The following is a 12256-nucleotide window of genomic DNA, read 5'->3' as shown; positions in this document are numbered from 1 at the left end:
GCTTATTCCAGGTTGACGGCCGAGGCCAGCACATAGCCTTCGTTGCGCACGGTCTTGATCAGGCCATCGGGGCCACCGTCATCGGCCAGCTTGTTGCGCAGGCGGCTGACCTGCAGGTCGATGGCGCGGTCCTGCGCTTCGTAGTTGCGGCCGCTGCTGAGGGCCACCAGCTGCTCGCGCGAGAGCACCTTGTTGGCATGGGCGATGAACACCCGCAGCAGGCGGAATTCGGCGCCGGACAGCACCACCACGCGCCCGTCTGGATCGACCAGGTGGCGATGCTCCAGATCGAAGATCCAGCGTGAGAAACGCGCACGGCGCACCGCCAGCGGTTCCAGGTTGGCCGGCAGCGCTTCGGTACGGCGCAGCACGTTGCGGATGCGCGCCAGCAGTTCACGCGGCTCGAACGGCTTGGCCAGGTAGTCGTCGGCGCCCATTTCCAGGCCGAGTACGCGGTCGATCGGCTCGGCGCGCGCGGTGAGCATGATCACCGGCGTGTTCGAGCGCGCGCGAAGGTCGCGACACAGGGTCAGGCCATCCTCGCGCGGCAGGTTGAGGTCGAGCACGATCAGGTCCACGTGTTCGCGTTCCAGCAGCTGGCGCATGCTGGTGCCATCGGCGGCGGTGCTGACCTGGTAGCCAGCACGGCCGAGCTGCTCGGCCAGCAGGGTGCGGATATCGTTGTCGTCATCGACGATCAGCAAACGGTGCATCGGGTTTTCAGTCTCCATGTCGCGAATCATCCCGTGTCGGCAGCTGAACCGCATCCAGGCCAATGCGTACCACTGTATCCCCCGCAGTGCGGGATACCTGCCGATACGCAGTCTCGCAGACAGTGTTACATAGAGACACACCCCGAGGATTGAGCACAGCGTCGCTCGATCTTCACAATGCCCACCAACGCCGCCGCTGCGGCCCCCAGAGTGAAGCCGCCACGTGATCTCCCGCCTGTTGCCTGCGACCCGCAAGGGTCGCCTGATGTTGATCGCCCTGATTGTCCTGATCGCCGCTGTATCCGCCTGGTGGCTGCTGCGCAAGCCTGCCGCACCGGCGCTGGCGACCACCCCGGTCAGCCGCGGCGACATCGAGCAGACGGTGGAAGCTACCGGCGTGATCGACGCCTACAAGCTGGTCAGCGTCGGCGCGCAGGCCTCCGGCCAGATCAAGTCGCTGAAGGTGCAGCTGGGCGATACGGTGAAGGAAGGCGACCTGATCGCCGAGATCGACGCCACCACCCAGCAGAACCAGGTGCTCAACGCGCAGGCCTCGCTGGACCAGGTGACCGCGCAGCGCGCAGTGCAGCAGGCCACCCTGCGCCAGGCCGAACTGGAGTTCGCACGCCAGCAGCAGATGCTGGCTGCCGAAGCCACCTCGCGTCAGGAATACGACGCCGCCGAGGCCCAGCTGAAGACTGCACGTGCGCAGCTGCAGTCCTACGAGGCGCAGATCAAGGGCCGCGAAACCGAACTGGGCACTGCCCGTGCCAACCTGGCCTATACCCGCATCGTCGCGCCGATGGACGGCACCGTGGTGGCGGTAGTGGCCGAGGAAGGCCGCACGGTGAACGCCAACCAGACCGCGCCGACCATCGTGATGCTGGCACGGCTGGACGTGGTGACCGTCAATGCCGAGGTGTCCGAGGCCGACGTGGTCAAGATCAAGGCCGGCATGCCGGTGTACTTCACCACGCTGGGTGACCCGGACCGCAAGTACCACGCCACGCTGCGGCAGATCAATCCGGCACCGGCGTCGATCGCCAACGAAAGCTCGTCCAGTTCCAGCAGCTCGTCCAGTTCCAGCTCCAGCAGCGCGGTCTACTACAACGCGTTGTTCGACGTCGAAAACCCCGATGGCACCCTGCGCATCGACATGACCGCACAGGTATCGGTGCTGCTCAAGCAGGCCAAGGGCGTGCTGATGGTGCCGGCCGTGGCACTGGGACCGAAGTCGCGCGATGGCGAGCGCATCGTGCGGGTGGTCGACGACAAGGGCCAGCCGCAGCCGCGCAAGATCAAGGTCGGCATCAACAACGGCGCCAACGTCGAGGTCCTGTCCGGCCTGAAGGAAGGCGAGCGCGTGGTGGTCGGCGAAGGCGGCGCTGCGGCAGCCGCTGGCGGCGGCAACCGTGGCGGCATGCAGATGCGGGTCGGCGGCCCGGGCATGGGGCGCCGATGAGCATGACGGCGCCACTGCTGCGCCTGCGCGACCTTCGACGCGAATTCCCGGCCGGTGAAGATGTCATCGCCGTGCTGCGCGACGTCAACCTGGACATCCATGCCGGCGAGATGGTGGCGATCGTCGGCCAGTCCGGGTCGGGCAAGTCCACGTTGATGAACATCCTCGGCTGCCTGGACCGCCCGACCCGTGGCAGCTACCAGGTGGCGGGCCGCGAGACCGGGAAAATGGCGCCCGACGAGCTGGCCGAGCTGCGCCGCGAGCACTTCGGTTTCATCTTCCAGCGCTACCACCTGCTGGGTGATCTCGACGCACGCGGCAATGTGGCCGTGCCGGCGGTGTATGCCGGCAGCCCCGGCCCGGTGCGCACCGCGCGTGCCGAGCAGCTGCTGCAGCGGCTGGGCCTGGCCGACCGCATGCACCACAAACCCGGGCAGCTGTCCGGTGGCCAGCAGCAGCGCGTGTCGATCGCGCGAGCGTTGATGAACGGTGGCGAGGTGATCCTGGCCGACGAACCGACCGGCGCCCTGGACACGAAATCCGGCGAAGAGGTGATGGCCATCCTCGGCGAACTGCATGCCGAAGGCCACACCATCATCATCGTCACCCACGACATGAGCGTGGCCGAGCACGCACAGCGCATCATCGAGATCCGCGACGGCGAGATCATCGCCGACCGTGCCAATCTGGCCGCGCCCAGCTACCGTGCGCAACGCGAACCGAGCGCTGGCGTGGCCCATGGCAGCAGCTGGCAGGCCGCCCGCGACCGCTTCACCGAGGCGTTCCGGATGGCCCTGCTGGCGATGAACGCCCATCGCCTGCGTACCTTCCTGACCATGCTCGGCATCATCATCGGCATCGCTTCGGTGGTCTCGGTGGTGGCACTGGGCAACGGTTCGCAGCAGCAGATCCTGCAGAACATCAGCGCGCTGGGTACCAACACCATCGACGTCTACCCCGGTCGCGGCTTCGGCGACATGCGTTCGGCGCGGGTGCAGACCCTCAAGGCCAGCGATGCCGATGCCCTGTCGCGGCAGAGCTACGTCGACAGCGCCACCCCCAGCGTGTCCAGTTCGGTCACCGCGCGCTACCGCAACCAGTCGGCCACCGCACAGATCAGCGGCGTCGGCGAGCAGTACTTCCGGGTGAAGGGCGTGAGCCTGCTCAGCGGCAGCTTCTTCGACACCGACGCGGTGAAAGGGCTGGGCCAGGTGGCGGTGATCGATGAGAACACCCGGACCCAGTTCTTCCCCGACAGCGACCCGATCGGCCAGGTGATCCTGCTTGGCAACGTGCCGGTGCGCGTGGTCGGCGTGGCCAAGAAGCAGAGCTTCGGTTTCGGCGGCAGCACCAGCCTGAGCGTGTTCGTGCCCTACACCACGGTGATGTCGCGCATGCTCGGGCAGAGCCACGTTTCCAGCATCACCGTGCGGGTGAACGATGAAACGCCGATGGATGCGGCACAGGAAGCAATCACCCGGCTGCTGACCATGCGCCACGGCACCGAGGACTTTTTCCTCAGCAACAGCGCCGAGATCCGCGACACCATCGAACAGACCACGCGCACGATGACCCTGCTGATCGGCGCCATTGCCGCCATCGCGCTGCTGGTCGGTGGCATCGGCGTGATGAACATCATGCTGGTCTCGGTGACCGAGCGCACCCGCGAGATCGGCGTGCGCATGGCGGTGGGGGCGCGGCAGAGCGACATCCGCCAGCAGTTCCTGATCGAAGCGGTGCTGGTGTGCCTGCTCGGCGGTTTGCTCGGCATCGGCCTGGCATTGCTGATGGGCGTGTTGATCGGCCGGTTCGCCAGTGATTTCCAGGTGCTGTTCTCCACCGCTTCCATCATTGCCGCCTTCGCCTGCTCGACCCTGATCGGCGTGGCGTTCGGCTTCCTGCCTGCACGCAGTGCCGCCCAGCTCGACCCGGTGGAGGCCCTGGCCCGCGAATGAAGATGATGACCCGATTGCCCTTCCCCGCTCCCTCGCGCCTGCTGCTGTCCGGCGCCGTGCTGCTTGCACTCTCCGCCTGCGCTTCCGTAGGCCGCTATCCGGTCGAAGACCCCAGCGTTGCCGCCACCTATGGTCGTGGCGATGCGACCCTCAACGCGCCGGCCGACGACCCGCGCAGCGGCCTGGATACCCCGGCCCGTGACGTCCGCCAGGACAACTGGTGGACCGGCTTCGGCGACGAGCGCCTCGACCGCCTCGTCGCGCAGGCGCTTGCCGCCAACAGCGACCTCGGTGCGGCCGGCTTGGCGGTGCAACGTGCACGCCTGCAGGCCGGGCTGGCCAGCAACGCGCTGTGGCCGCAGCCTTCGTCGTCCGGCGTGAGCGGAAGCGGCAGCCGCGCCACCGACCAGGCCGACGACTGGCGCCGCAGCTATTCCACCGGCGTGTCGCTGGGGTGGGAGATCGATCTGTGGGGCCGCCTGCGCACCCAGCGCGACATCGCCCGCTGGGAGGCCAACGCCAGCGAAGAAGACCGGCAGAACACCGCCCTGCTGGTGATCGGCGATGTCATCAACCAGTACTGGGCACTGGCCTACCTCAACCAGTCCATCGCCACCGGCCAAGCCAACCTTGAGCGGCTGCAGCGCACGCACGAACTGGTGCAGGCGCGCTTCGATGCCGGTGCGGTTTCGCGCCTGGAAGTACGCCAGGCACTGCAGAACCTGCAGTCGCAGCGTTCGGCGCAGAGCGCGCTGGAACAACAGCGGGTGGAAGTGCGCAACGCGCTGACCGTGCTGCTGGATGGCACGCCGTGGCCACAGCAGGACGAACCGCAGAACCTGCTGGAGGCGCAGAGCCCGAGCATTGCCGAAGGCCTGCCCGCCGACCTGCTCGGCCGCCGGCCCGACCTGCGCGCGGCCGAACTGCGGCTGCGCAACAGCCTGAAGACGATCCGGGTGACCGCCACCCAGTACTACCCGGCACTGAGTCTTACCGGCAGCCTGGGTTCCAGCGCCACCTCGCTGGGCGATGTGCTGCGCAATCCGGTGGCGACGCTGGGAGCTGGCCTGTCGCTGCCCTTCCTCAATCTGCAGCGCGCGCAGCTGGATACGGACGTGGCCGGCACCAACTACCAGATCGCCGCTACCAACTTCCGCAAGACGCTGTACACCGCGCTGTCGGAGGTGGACAACGCCTTGTCCGCACGCGAGCAGCTGCTGCGCCAGGTAACCGCGTCGCAGGCGTCCTACGATGAAGCGGTGGAAGTGGAACGTGCGCAGGAAGTGCGCTATCGCGTGGGCGCCACCGATCTGCGCACCTGGCTGGAAGCGCAGCAGACCCGGCGCGACGCGGAACTGTCACTGGCACGGGTGCGGCAGAGCCAGTTGAACAACGACGTGACGCTGTTCAAGGCGCTGGGAGGCAGTGCGGGGTAAGCGCGATGCGGGGCTGCGCCCCGCACCCGCAGAGGCAACGACAACAGCGCGGTTTCTGCAGGATCGCCGGGGTGCCGTGGATGTGCGGGGACGCCGTGAACCCATCCCTGGGGGCTTGGTCGCCGCATCCATGCGGCTCACACCCTGCACACCCACGGCACCCCGGCTCATACAGTTCCGCGAGAGCTGAAAGTAGATCCACGCCATGCGTGGATTGGGGTCCGGCAGAAAATAGGGGCAGATCCCTTTCCCAAGGGAAAGGAATCTGACCCGGATCACGCTGCGGCGATGCCGATCAACCGCGCTGGCGCACGACCTCGAACAGGCTGACACCGGCCGCGACCGAGACGTTCAGGCTCTCGATCTCGCCCGGCATCGGAATCTTGACCAGGCCATCGCAGTTTTCGCGGGTCAGGCGGCGCAGGCCATCGGCTTCGCCGCCCAGCACCAGGGCGATGTTGCCCTTCAGGTCCAGCTGGTACAGCGACGCAGTCGCCTCACCGGCCAGGCCGTAGATCCACACGCCCTGCTTCTGCAGGTCCTTCAGGCAGCGCGACAGGTTGGTCACCGCCACCACCGGGATGCGGTCGGCAGCGCCGGCCGAGGTCTTGCGCACGGTGGCATTGACCGTGGCCGACTTGTCCTTGGGAATGATGACGGCGGTGGCGCCGGCAGCGGCAGCCGAGCGCAGGCAGGCGCCGAGGTTGTGCGGGTCCTGCACCTCGTCCAGCACCAGCAGCAGGGCCTTGCCTTCCGCAGCGGTGACCAGGCCTTCCAGCTCGTTCTCGTTGTAGGTGCGGGCGGCGGCATAGCGTGCAGCCACGCCCTGGTGGCGCACCGAACCGCCCACGCCGTCCAGCGCTTGGCTGTTGACCTTGCGCACGTCGATGCCCTTGCGACGGGCGTTTTCCTCGATTTCGACCAGGCGCGGGTTCTTCGCACCGGCCTCGACCAGCACTTCGCGGACGTTCTCGGCGTCGTTCTCGATGGAGGAGGCGACGGCGTTGACGCCGACGATCCACTGGCTGTTCTTGCTCATGCGGGCAGGACCGGAAAGGGGGTGGCTATGGTAGAGCATCAGGGGCGGCCGCGCTTCGCGCTCGCCGGGCATGGCCCGGCGCTACCCGCCGTTCACCCTTCGGCCGAACGGCTGCGCGGCGGCCAGTGCGGGGTGTCGTGGTCGGGATGCTGATGGGAAACGACCGTGGCCAGGAATTCCAGCGCGGCCATGTCCTGTTCCGTACGGCGTGCCGGCAGCCGGCCAAGCCCATCGACGAAGGGCAGCTTGCGCTCGACGCCGTACTGAAGGGTCGGCGGCAGGCGTTCAGGCTGGTCGAAGGCACCGGCGGCCACCGCCACGCCATCGGGGGCTTCATAGGTCAACGGCGTGCCACAGTCGGCGCAGAAGCCGCGCCGCACTACGTTGGAGGACTGGAAATAGCGCGGTTGGCCACGGGTCCAGCTGAACTGCACACCGCGCACCGACACCAGCGGCGCGTAATACGCGCCGAAGGCCTTCTGGCACATCCGGCAATGGCAGATCGAGCTGTCGGTCAGCTCGCCCCGCGCCTGGAAGCGGATCGCGCCGCACTGGCAGCCGCCGCTGTATTCGGGTTGGCCCTGCATTGCTGTATTCCTCCGGAACATCGTCCCAACCAACGGTTGGCACCTACCGGGTGAGGTGGGTGCCGACCGTTGGTCGGCACAGCTTTCAATACTTCTTCTTCGCGCGCTTGGCCGGCTTGCCGCGCTCGGGCAGCGGGGCCGCGCCTGCTTCCTCTTCCTCGCCCTTGTGCTCGACCAGGCGGAAGTCGATCTTGCGTTCTTCCATGCTGGCCTTCAGCACCAGGATGCGCACCTGGTCACCCAGCCGGTAACTGCTGCCGCGGCGCTCGCCGGTCAGCGTCTTGCGGGTCGCGTCGAACTTGTAATAGTCCTGCGGCAACTGGGTCACGTGCACCAAGCCCTGCACCTTCGAGTCGGCCAACTCCACGAACAGGCCGAAGCTGGTCACGCCGCTGATCACGCCGTCGAACTGGCCACCGACGTGTTTTTCCATCCACGCCGCGCGGTAACGCTCATCCACTTCACGCTCGGCCTCATCGGCGCGACGCTCACGCTCGGAACACTGCAGTGCCAGTGCGGCCATCTCGCGGGCGGTGTAGGTGAACTTGTCCAGCGGCTTGCCCGACAGCGCATGCTTGATCGCCCGGTGCACCAGCAGATCCGGGTAGCGACGGATGGGCGAGGTGAAGTGCGCATACGCTTCCAGCGCCAGGCCGAAGTGGCCGTTGTTGTCCGGGCTGTACACGGCCAGGCTCTGGCTGCGCAGCAGCACAGATTCCAGCAGCGTGGCATCGGGACGGTCGCGGATCTTCTTCAGCAGCTTGGTGTAATCACCCGGGCGCACCTTCGACCACGGCGGCAGACTCAGCTTGAACTCCTTGAGGAATTCCAGCAGATCGGCGTACTTGGTCTCCGGCGGCTTCTCATGCACGCGGTAAGGCGCCGGCACATGGCGCGACAGTAGGTACTTGGCCGCCTCCACGTTGGCCGCAATCATGCATTCCTCGATCAGCTTGTGCGCATCGTTGCGCACCAGCATGCCGGCCTGGGTGACTTCGCCCCGGTTGTCGAGCACGAAGCGGACTTCGCTGCTTTCAAACTCGATCGCGCCACGCTTGGTGCGCGCCTTCGACAGCACCTTGTACAGCTGGTGCAGGCGCTGCACCTGCGGCAGCAGGTCGCCGATGAATGCCTTGGCACCGGCATCGTCCTCGCCCACCGCCTGCCACACCTGGGTGTAGGTCAGGCGCGCATGCGAATTCATAACCGCTTCGTAGAAGCGCGAGTGGGTGACGACGCCTTCGCGGTCGATCTGCATGTCGCAGACAAAGCACATGCGGTCGACCTTCGGCATCAGCGAACAGATGCCGTTGGACAGCGTTTCCGGCAGCATCGGCACCACGAAGCCCGGGAAGTACACCGACGTCGCGCGCTTCTGCGCTTCGTCGTCCAGCGGCGTGCCAGGACGAACGTAGTTGGAGACGTCGGCAATGGCGACCACCAGGCGGAAGCCATCGGCGTTGGGCTCGCAGTACACCGCGTCGTCGAAGTCCTTGGCGTCCTCGCCATCGATGGTCACCAGCGGCGTGCTGCGCAGGTCGACGCGGCCGCCGATCATCGCCGGCTCGACCACCAGCGGTACCGAGGCGGCTTCGTCCAGCACCTCCTGCGGGAACTCGAACGGCAGCTCGTGGCCGTGGATCGCGGTTTCCACCACCAGCGAGGCAGTCAGCTTGTCGCCGAGCACGGCGATGATGCGGCCGATCGGCGGACGGCGGCTGTCCGGTGCCTGGGTCAGTTCGCAGACGACCAGCTGGCCATCGTTCGCGCCGCCGGTCTGATCCGGCGGTACCTGCACGTTGCGCTGGATGCGCTTGTCATCGGGCACCACGTAGTTGATGCCCATCTCGACGCTGAAGCGGCCGATCAGGCGCGTCATGCCGCGCTCGAGCACGCGGGCGATGCTGCCTTCGCGACGGCCGCGGTGGTCAATGCCGGTGACACGTGCAAGCACCTTGTCGCCGTGCATCACCTTGCGCATTTCATAGGGCGGCAGGAACAGATCGTCACCGCCCTCGACCGGGCGCAGGAAGCCGAACCCTTCCGGATTGGCGATCACCACGCCGGTGACCAGGTTCAACGTCTGGATGGGCGCGAAGCCGCCGCGGCGGTTCTGCACCAGTTGGCCGTCGCGGACCATGGCGCCGAGCCGGCGCGACAGCGCTTCGGCACGGTCCGGTGCGGTCAGGCCCAGGCGCGCGCCGAGTTCCTCAGCCGTCTGTGGCCCTTCGCAGCGTTCCAGCAGGGCCAGGATGGCCTCGCGGCTGGCGATGGGTTGTTCGTACTTTTCCGCTTCGCGGGACGCATAGGGATCGTCGATCACCTTGCCCGTCGGCGGCAGCTTGCGGCCCGGCGCCGGACCCGGCGGCTCGGCGTTGCGGCGGCCACGTCCTGGAGGCGGTGCACCGCCTTCGGCCAGTGCGGGGAGCCAGCCCGGCAACGGCTTGCCCGGCTTGTTGTTGCGGGCAGTGCCCTGCTTGGTGCCCTTGTTGGGGGCTTCACTGCGGGACTTGCTCCCGCCCTTGCTTGGTTTTTTGGTAGTCATCGCCCTCCATGGTAGCCGCTGTGGGCGTGCAGAACGGGTCAGCAAACACGTTGAGGAACCCCCATTAAGAATTTTCAGGAAATCGTTGACAGGCCCCGGGTTCATCTTCACAATTGCGCCTCTGGAACGCCCAGATGGCGGAATTGGTAGACGCACTAGTTTCAGGTACTAGCGGGTAAAACCGTGGAGGTTCGAGTCCTCTTCTGGGCACCAACGAAAAAACTCCTCGCTTCGGCGGGGATTTTTTTTGCCTGAAATCCGGCTGCCGCACCCATCCACGCATGGCGTGGATCTACTGAGCGCGTTGGACGCAGGAATTTCAGAAGGGTGTTGACACCTCCGTCACGGCACCCCATAATTCTCCTCCTCGACGCCCAGGTGGCGGAATTGGTAGACGCACTAGCTTCAGGTGCTAGCGGGGGCAACTTCGTGGAGGTTCGAGTCCTCTCCTGGGCACCATGTCGAGAATGAAAAACACCCGCGAAAGCGGGTTTTTTCTTGTCTGGCGTCCGGTCGGCATCACCACCACGTACGCAGCATCAGCTCCAGGCCCAGCAACAGCAGGAAGCCGAGGAAGCAGGCACGGAACACGCGCGCACTGATGCGCTGGCGGATCACCTGCCCCAGCCACATGCCCAGCAACGCCGGCAGCACCGCCAGCGCGCTCAACCCCAGCTGCTGCACGCCAAACGCACCATTGAGCACCAGCCCGGTGGTCAGCGAGATCGTCGATACGGTGAACGCCAGGCCCAGTGCCTGCACCAGCTCCTCGCGCTGCAACCCCAGCGACTGCAGGTACGGCACCGCCGGCATTACAAACACGCCGGTCGCGCCGGTGACCACGCCGGACACCGCCCCGACCAGCGGCCCCAGCCAGCGCTCGCGCCGCTGCGGTACGCGGAACACCGGCGCCACCAGCGCGTACAGCGCATACACCATCAGCGCCACGCCCAACGCGGCGCGCGAGGCATCACGATCCACCCGCACCAGCAGCGCGGCCGAACCCAGCGTCACCACCACCACGGCCAGCATCATCGGCCACAGCCGCCGCAGGGTGCGGCCCAGTGATGGCCCGGACAGCAACTGCCAGGCATTGGTGACGAAGGTAGGAATGAACAGCATCGAGGCCGCCGCCACCGGCGACAACGCGCCGCCCAGCAATCCCATCGCCACCGTCGGCAGGCCCATGCCGGTCACGCCCTTGACCACCCCGGCCAGCACGAACACCACCACCAGCAATCCATAGAAGTATGTCGTCTCGTTCATGCCGCCATTGGAGCCGGCGCCGCAGGCGCGCACAATGCGGTCTTCCCGCCTGCGCCTTCGGACCAGCCGAAGGCAGGGCCGAGCGGAGCAAACGACATGCGCTTGGACATTGCCGATCTGCGCCTGTTCCTGGCGGTGGCCGAAGCCGGCAGCATCACTGCCGGCGCGGTGGAGGCGAATCTGGCACTGGGATCGGCCAGCGAACGCCTGCGCGCCATCGAAACCGACGCTGGCACGGCGCTGCTCACCCGTCACCCGCGCGGCATCAGCCTCACCGAAGCGGGTGCCGCACTGGCCCATCACGCGCGCCTGATCCTGCAGCAGCAGGCGCAGCTGCGCGGCGAACTGCAGGCGTTCGCCCACGGTGCGCGCGGCACGCTGCACCTGTACGCCAACACCGCGGCATTGACCAACTACCTGCCCGCGCGGCTGGCCCCATGGCTGGCAGAGCGCCCTCGCCTGCGCGTGGAACTGCACGAACGCACCAGCAATGAAGTCGTGCGCGCGATCCGTGCCGGCCAGGCAGAGGCCGGCGTCATCAGTGATGCCGTTCCCGCCGATGGACTGCGTCGTCATGTCGTTGCCGAAGACCCGCTGATGATGATGCTGCCGGCAGGCCATCGCTTCGCCGCGCGGCGTTCGCTCGACTTCAGCGATGTGCTGGGCGAGACCTTCGTTGCCCTGGCCGACGGCAATGCGCTGCAGACCTATATCGAAGAGCTGGCGGCAGAGGCCGGACGCACGCTCGACGTGCGCATCCGCATGAAGACCTTTGAAGGCCTTTGCACGATGGTGGGCCATGGCATCGGCGTGGGCATCGCGCCGCGCACGATCGCGCGGCAGCATCGACGGGCCACCGGCATCGTCGCCGTTGCACTCGGCAACGCGTGGGCACAACGCCGGCTGTGCGCCGCGTTCGCCGACTGGAAATCGCTCTCGCCACCGATGCGCAGCCTGCTGCTGCATCTGGATGTGCACGCGGAAGCCGGTGCAGAAAAAAATGTGTGAAATGGTGTTGACACATATCCAGCCTTCCTGCAAAATTCTCCTCCTGAGTCGCCCAGGTGGCGGAATTGGTAGACGCACTAGCTTCAGGTGCTAGCGGGGGCAACTTCGTGGAGGTTCGAGTCCTCTCCTGGGCACCATGACTCAGACAATGATCAAACCCGCGCAAGCGGGTTTTTTCATGTCCGGCGTTTGCCGGGATCACGCGATTGTGGCGTCCATCCACGCATGGCGTGGATCTACTGGAA

Annotated in this window: 9 protein-coding genes and 3 tRNA genes; 7 read left to right on the top strand and 5 right to left on the bottom strand. The window is 66.6% G+C overall.

What is annotated here, in order from left to right; genetic code table 11:
* Nucleotides 1-2 precede the first annotated feature (2 nt).
* Complete coding sequence (locus AC07UW_RS04140; RefSeq protein WP_025875399.1) at nt 3-731, bottom strand: response regulator; 729 nt, start codon at nt 729-731, stop codon at nt 3-5.
* 205 nt (nt 732-936) lie between these two features.
* Between AC07UW_RS04140 and AC07UW_RS04135 the strand changes: the two genes are divergently transcribed.
* Genes AC07UW_RS04135 through AC07UW_RS04125 form a run of 3 tightly spaced genes read left to right on the top strand, consistent with a single transcriptional unit; the run spans nt 937 to nt 5566 of the window.
* Nucleotides 937-2175, top strand: a complete 1239-nt coding sequence (locus tag AC07UW_RS04135; protein WP_025875401.1) for an efflux RND transporter periplasmic adaptor subunit — start codon at nt 937-939, stop codon at nt 2173-2175.
* Nucleotides 2172-4130, top strand: a complete 1959-nt coding sequence (locus AC07UW_RS04130; protein ID WP_223494670.1) for a MacB family efflux pump subunit — start codon at nt 2172-2174, stop codon at nt 4128-4130. Before AC07UW_RS04135 ends, AC07UW_RS04130 begins: the two co-directional genes overlap by 4 nt.
* Complete coding sequence (locus tag AC07UW_RS04125; protein ID WP_318533510.1) at nt 4127-5566, top strand: efflux transporter outer membrane subunit; 1440 nt, start codon at nt 4127-4129, stop codon at nt 5564-5566. The genes AC07UW_RS04130 and AC07UW_RS04125 overlap by 4 nt, the downstream gene beginning before the upstream one ends.
* A gap of 295 nt (nt 5567-5861) precedes the next feature.
* Here the strand turns inward: AC07UW_RS04125 and rlmB are convergent, their stop codons facing one another.
* The 3 genes from rlmB to rnr all read right to left on the bottom strand — a co-directional run bounded on the left by rlmB (nt 5862) and on the right by rnr (nt 9737).
* Nucleotides 5862-6605, bottom strand: a complete 744-nt coding sequence (gene rlmB / locus AC07UW_RS04120) for a 23S rRNA (guanosine(2251)-2'-O)-methyltransferase RlmB (RefSeq protein WP_223494668.1) — start codon at nt 6603-6605, stop codon at nt 5862-5864.
* A 92-nt stretch (nt 6606-6697) separates the two neighbouring features.
* Nucleotides 6698-7192 carry a GFA family protein gene (locus AC07UW_RS04115; RefSeq protein WP_093817773.1) on the bottom strand — a complete coding sequence of 165 codons (495 nt, stop codon included), beginning with the start codon at nt 7190-7192 and terminating at the stop codon, nt 6698-6700.
* 85 nt (nt 7193-7277) lie between these two features.
* Entirely contained in the window at nt 7278-9737 is a 2460-nt protein-coding gene (gene rnr, locus AC07UW_RS04110) for a ribonuclease R (protein ID WP_223494666.1), read from the bottom strand.
* Between the two features lie 128 nt (nt 9738-9865).
* Here rnr and AC07UW_RS04105 point away from each other — a divergent pair.
* Together AC07UW_RS04105 and AC07UW_RS04100 are read left to right on the top strand one after the other, a co-directional pair.
* A tRNA-Leu gene (locus tag AC07UW_RS04105) sits at nt 9866-9950 on the top strand.
* A gap of 159 nt (nt 9951-10109) precedes the next feature.
* Nucleotides 10110-10196, top strand: a tRNA-Leu gene (locus AC07UW_RS04100).
* A 60-nt stretch (nt 10197-10256) separates the two neighbouring features.
* Here AC07UW_RS04100 and AC07UW_RS04095 read toward each other — a convergent pair.
* The gene (locus AC07UW_RS04095) at nt 10257-11003 is read right to left on the bottom strand and encodes a sulfite exporter TauE/SafE family protein (protein WP_447944857.1); all 747 of its coding nucleotides are present in this window, start codon (nt 11001-11003) and stop codon (nt 10257-10259) included.
* 96 nt (nt 11004-11099) lie between these two features.
* Here AC07UW_RS04095 and AC07UW_RS04090 point away from each other — a divergent pair, with 96 nt between their 5' ends.
* Both AC07UW_RS04090 and AC07UW_RS04085 read left to right on the top strand, forming a co-directional pair.
* The gene (locus AC07UW_RS04090) at nt 11100-12011 is read left to right on the top strand and encodes a LysR family transcriptional regulator (RefSeq protein ID WP_495211484.1); all 912 of its coding nucleotides are present in this window, start codon (nt 11100-11102) and stop codon (nt 12009-12011) included.
* Between the two features lie 50 nt (nt 12012-12061).
* A tRNA-Leu gene (locus AC07UW_RS04085) sits at nt 12062-12148 on the top strand.
* Nucleotides 12149-12256 lie beyond the last annotated feature (108 nt).

The organism is Stenotrophomonas sp. GW821-FHT02D01 (genome assembly GCF_059421765.1).
The sequence above is the reverse complement of the archived record's forward strand: the minus strand, read 5'-3'. Positions and strand labels throughout refer to the sequence as shown.

What these genes read in the sequence shown, in the direction of transcription:
- AC07UW_RS04140 (WP_025875399.1), bottom strand. Translation starts at nt 731, where the DNA reads ATGGAGACTGAAAACCCGATGCACCGTTTGCTGATCGTCGATGACGAC.
- AC07UW_RS04130 (WP_223494670.1), top strand. Translation starts at nt 2,172, where the DNA reads ATGAGCATGACGGCGCCACTGCTGCGCCTGCGCGACCTTCGACGCGAA.
- AC07UW_RS04125 (WP_318533510.1), top strand. Translation starts at nt 4,127, where the DNA reads ATGAAGATGATGACCCGATTGCCCTTCCCCGCTCCCTCGCGCCTGCTG.
- rlmB (WP_223494668.1), bottom strand. Translation starts at nt 6,605, where the DNA reads ATGAGCAAGAACAGCCAGTGGATCGTCGGCGTCAACGCCGTCGCCTCC.
- AC07UW_RS04115 (WP_093817773.1), bottom strand. Translation starts at nt 7,192, where the DNA reads ATGCAGGGCCAACCCGAATACAGCGGCGGCTGCCAGTGCGGCGCGATC.
- rnr (WP_223494666.1), bottom strand. Translation starts at nt 9,737, where the DNA reads ATGACTACCAAAAAACCAAGCAAGGGCGGGAGCAAGTCCCGCAGTGAA.
- AC07UW_RS04095 (WP_447944857.1), bottom strand. Translation starts at nt 11,003, where the DNA reads ATGAACGAGACGACATACTTCTATGGATTGCTGGTGGTGGTGTTCGTG.
- AC07UW_RS04090 (WP_495211484.1), top strand. Translation starts at nt 11,100, where the DNA reads ATGCGCTTGGACATTGCCGATCTGCGCCTGTTCCTGGCGGTGGCCGAA.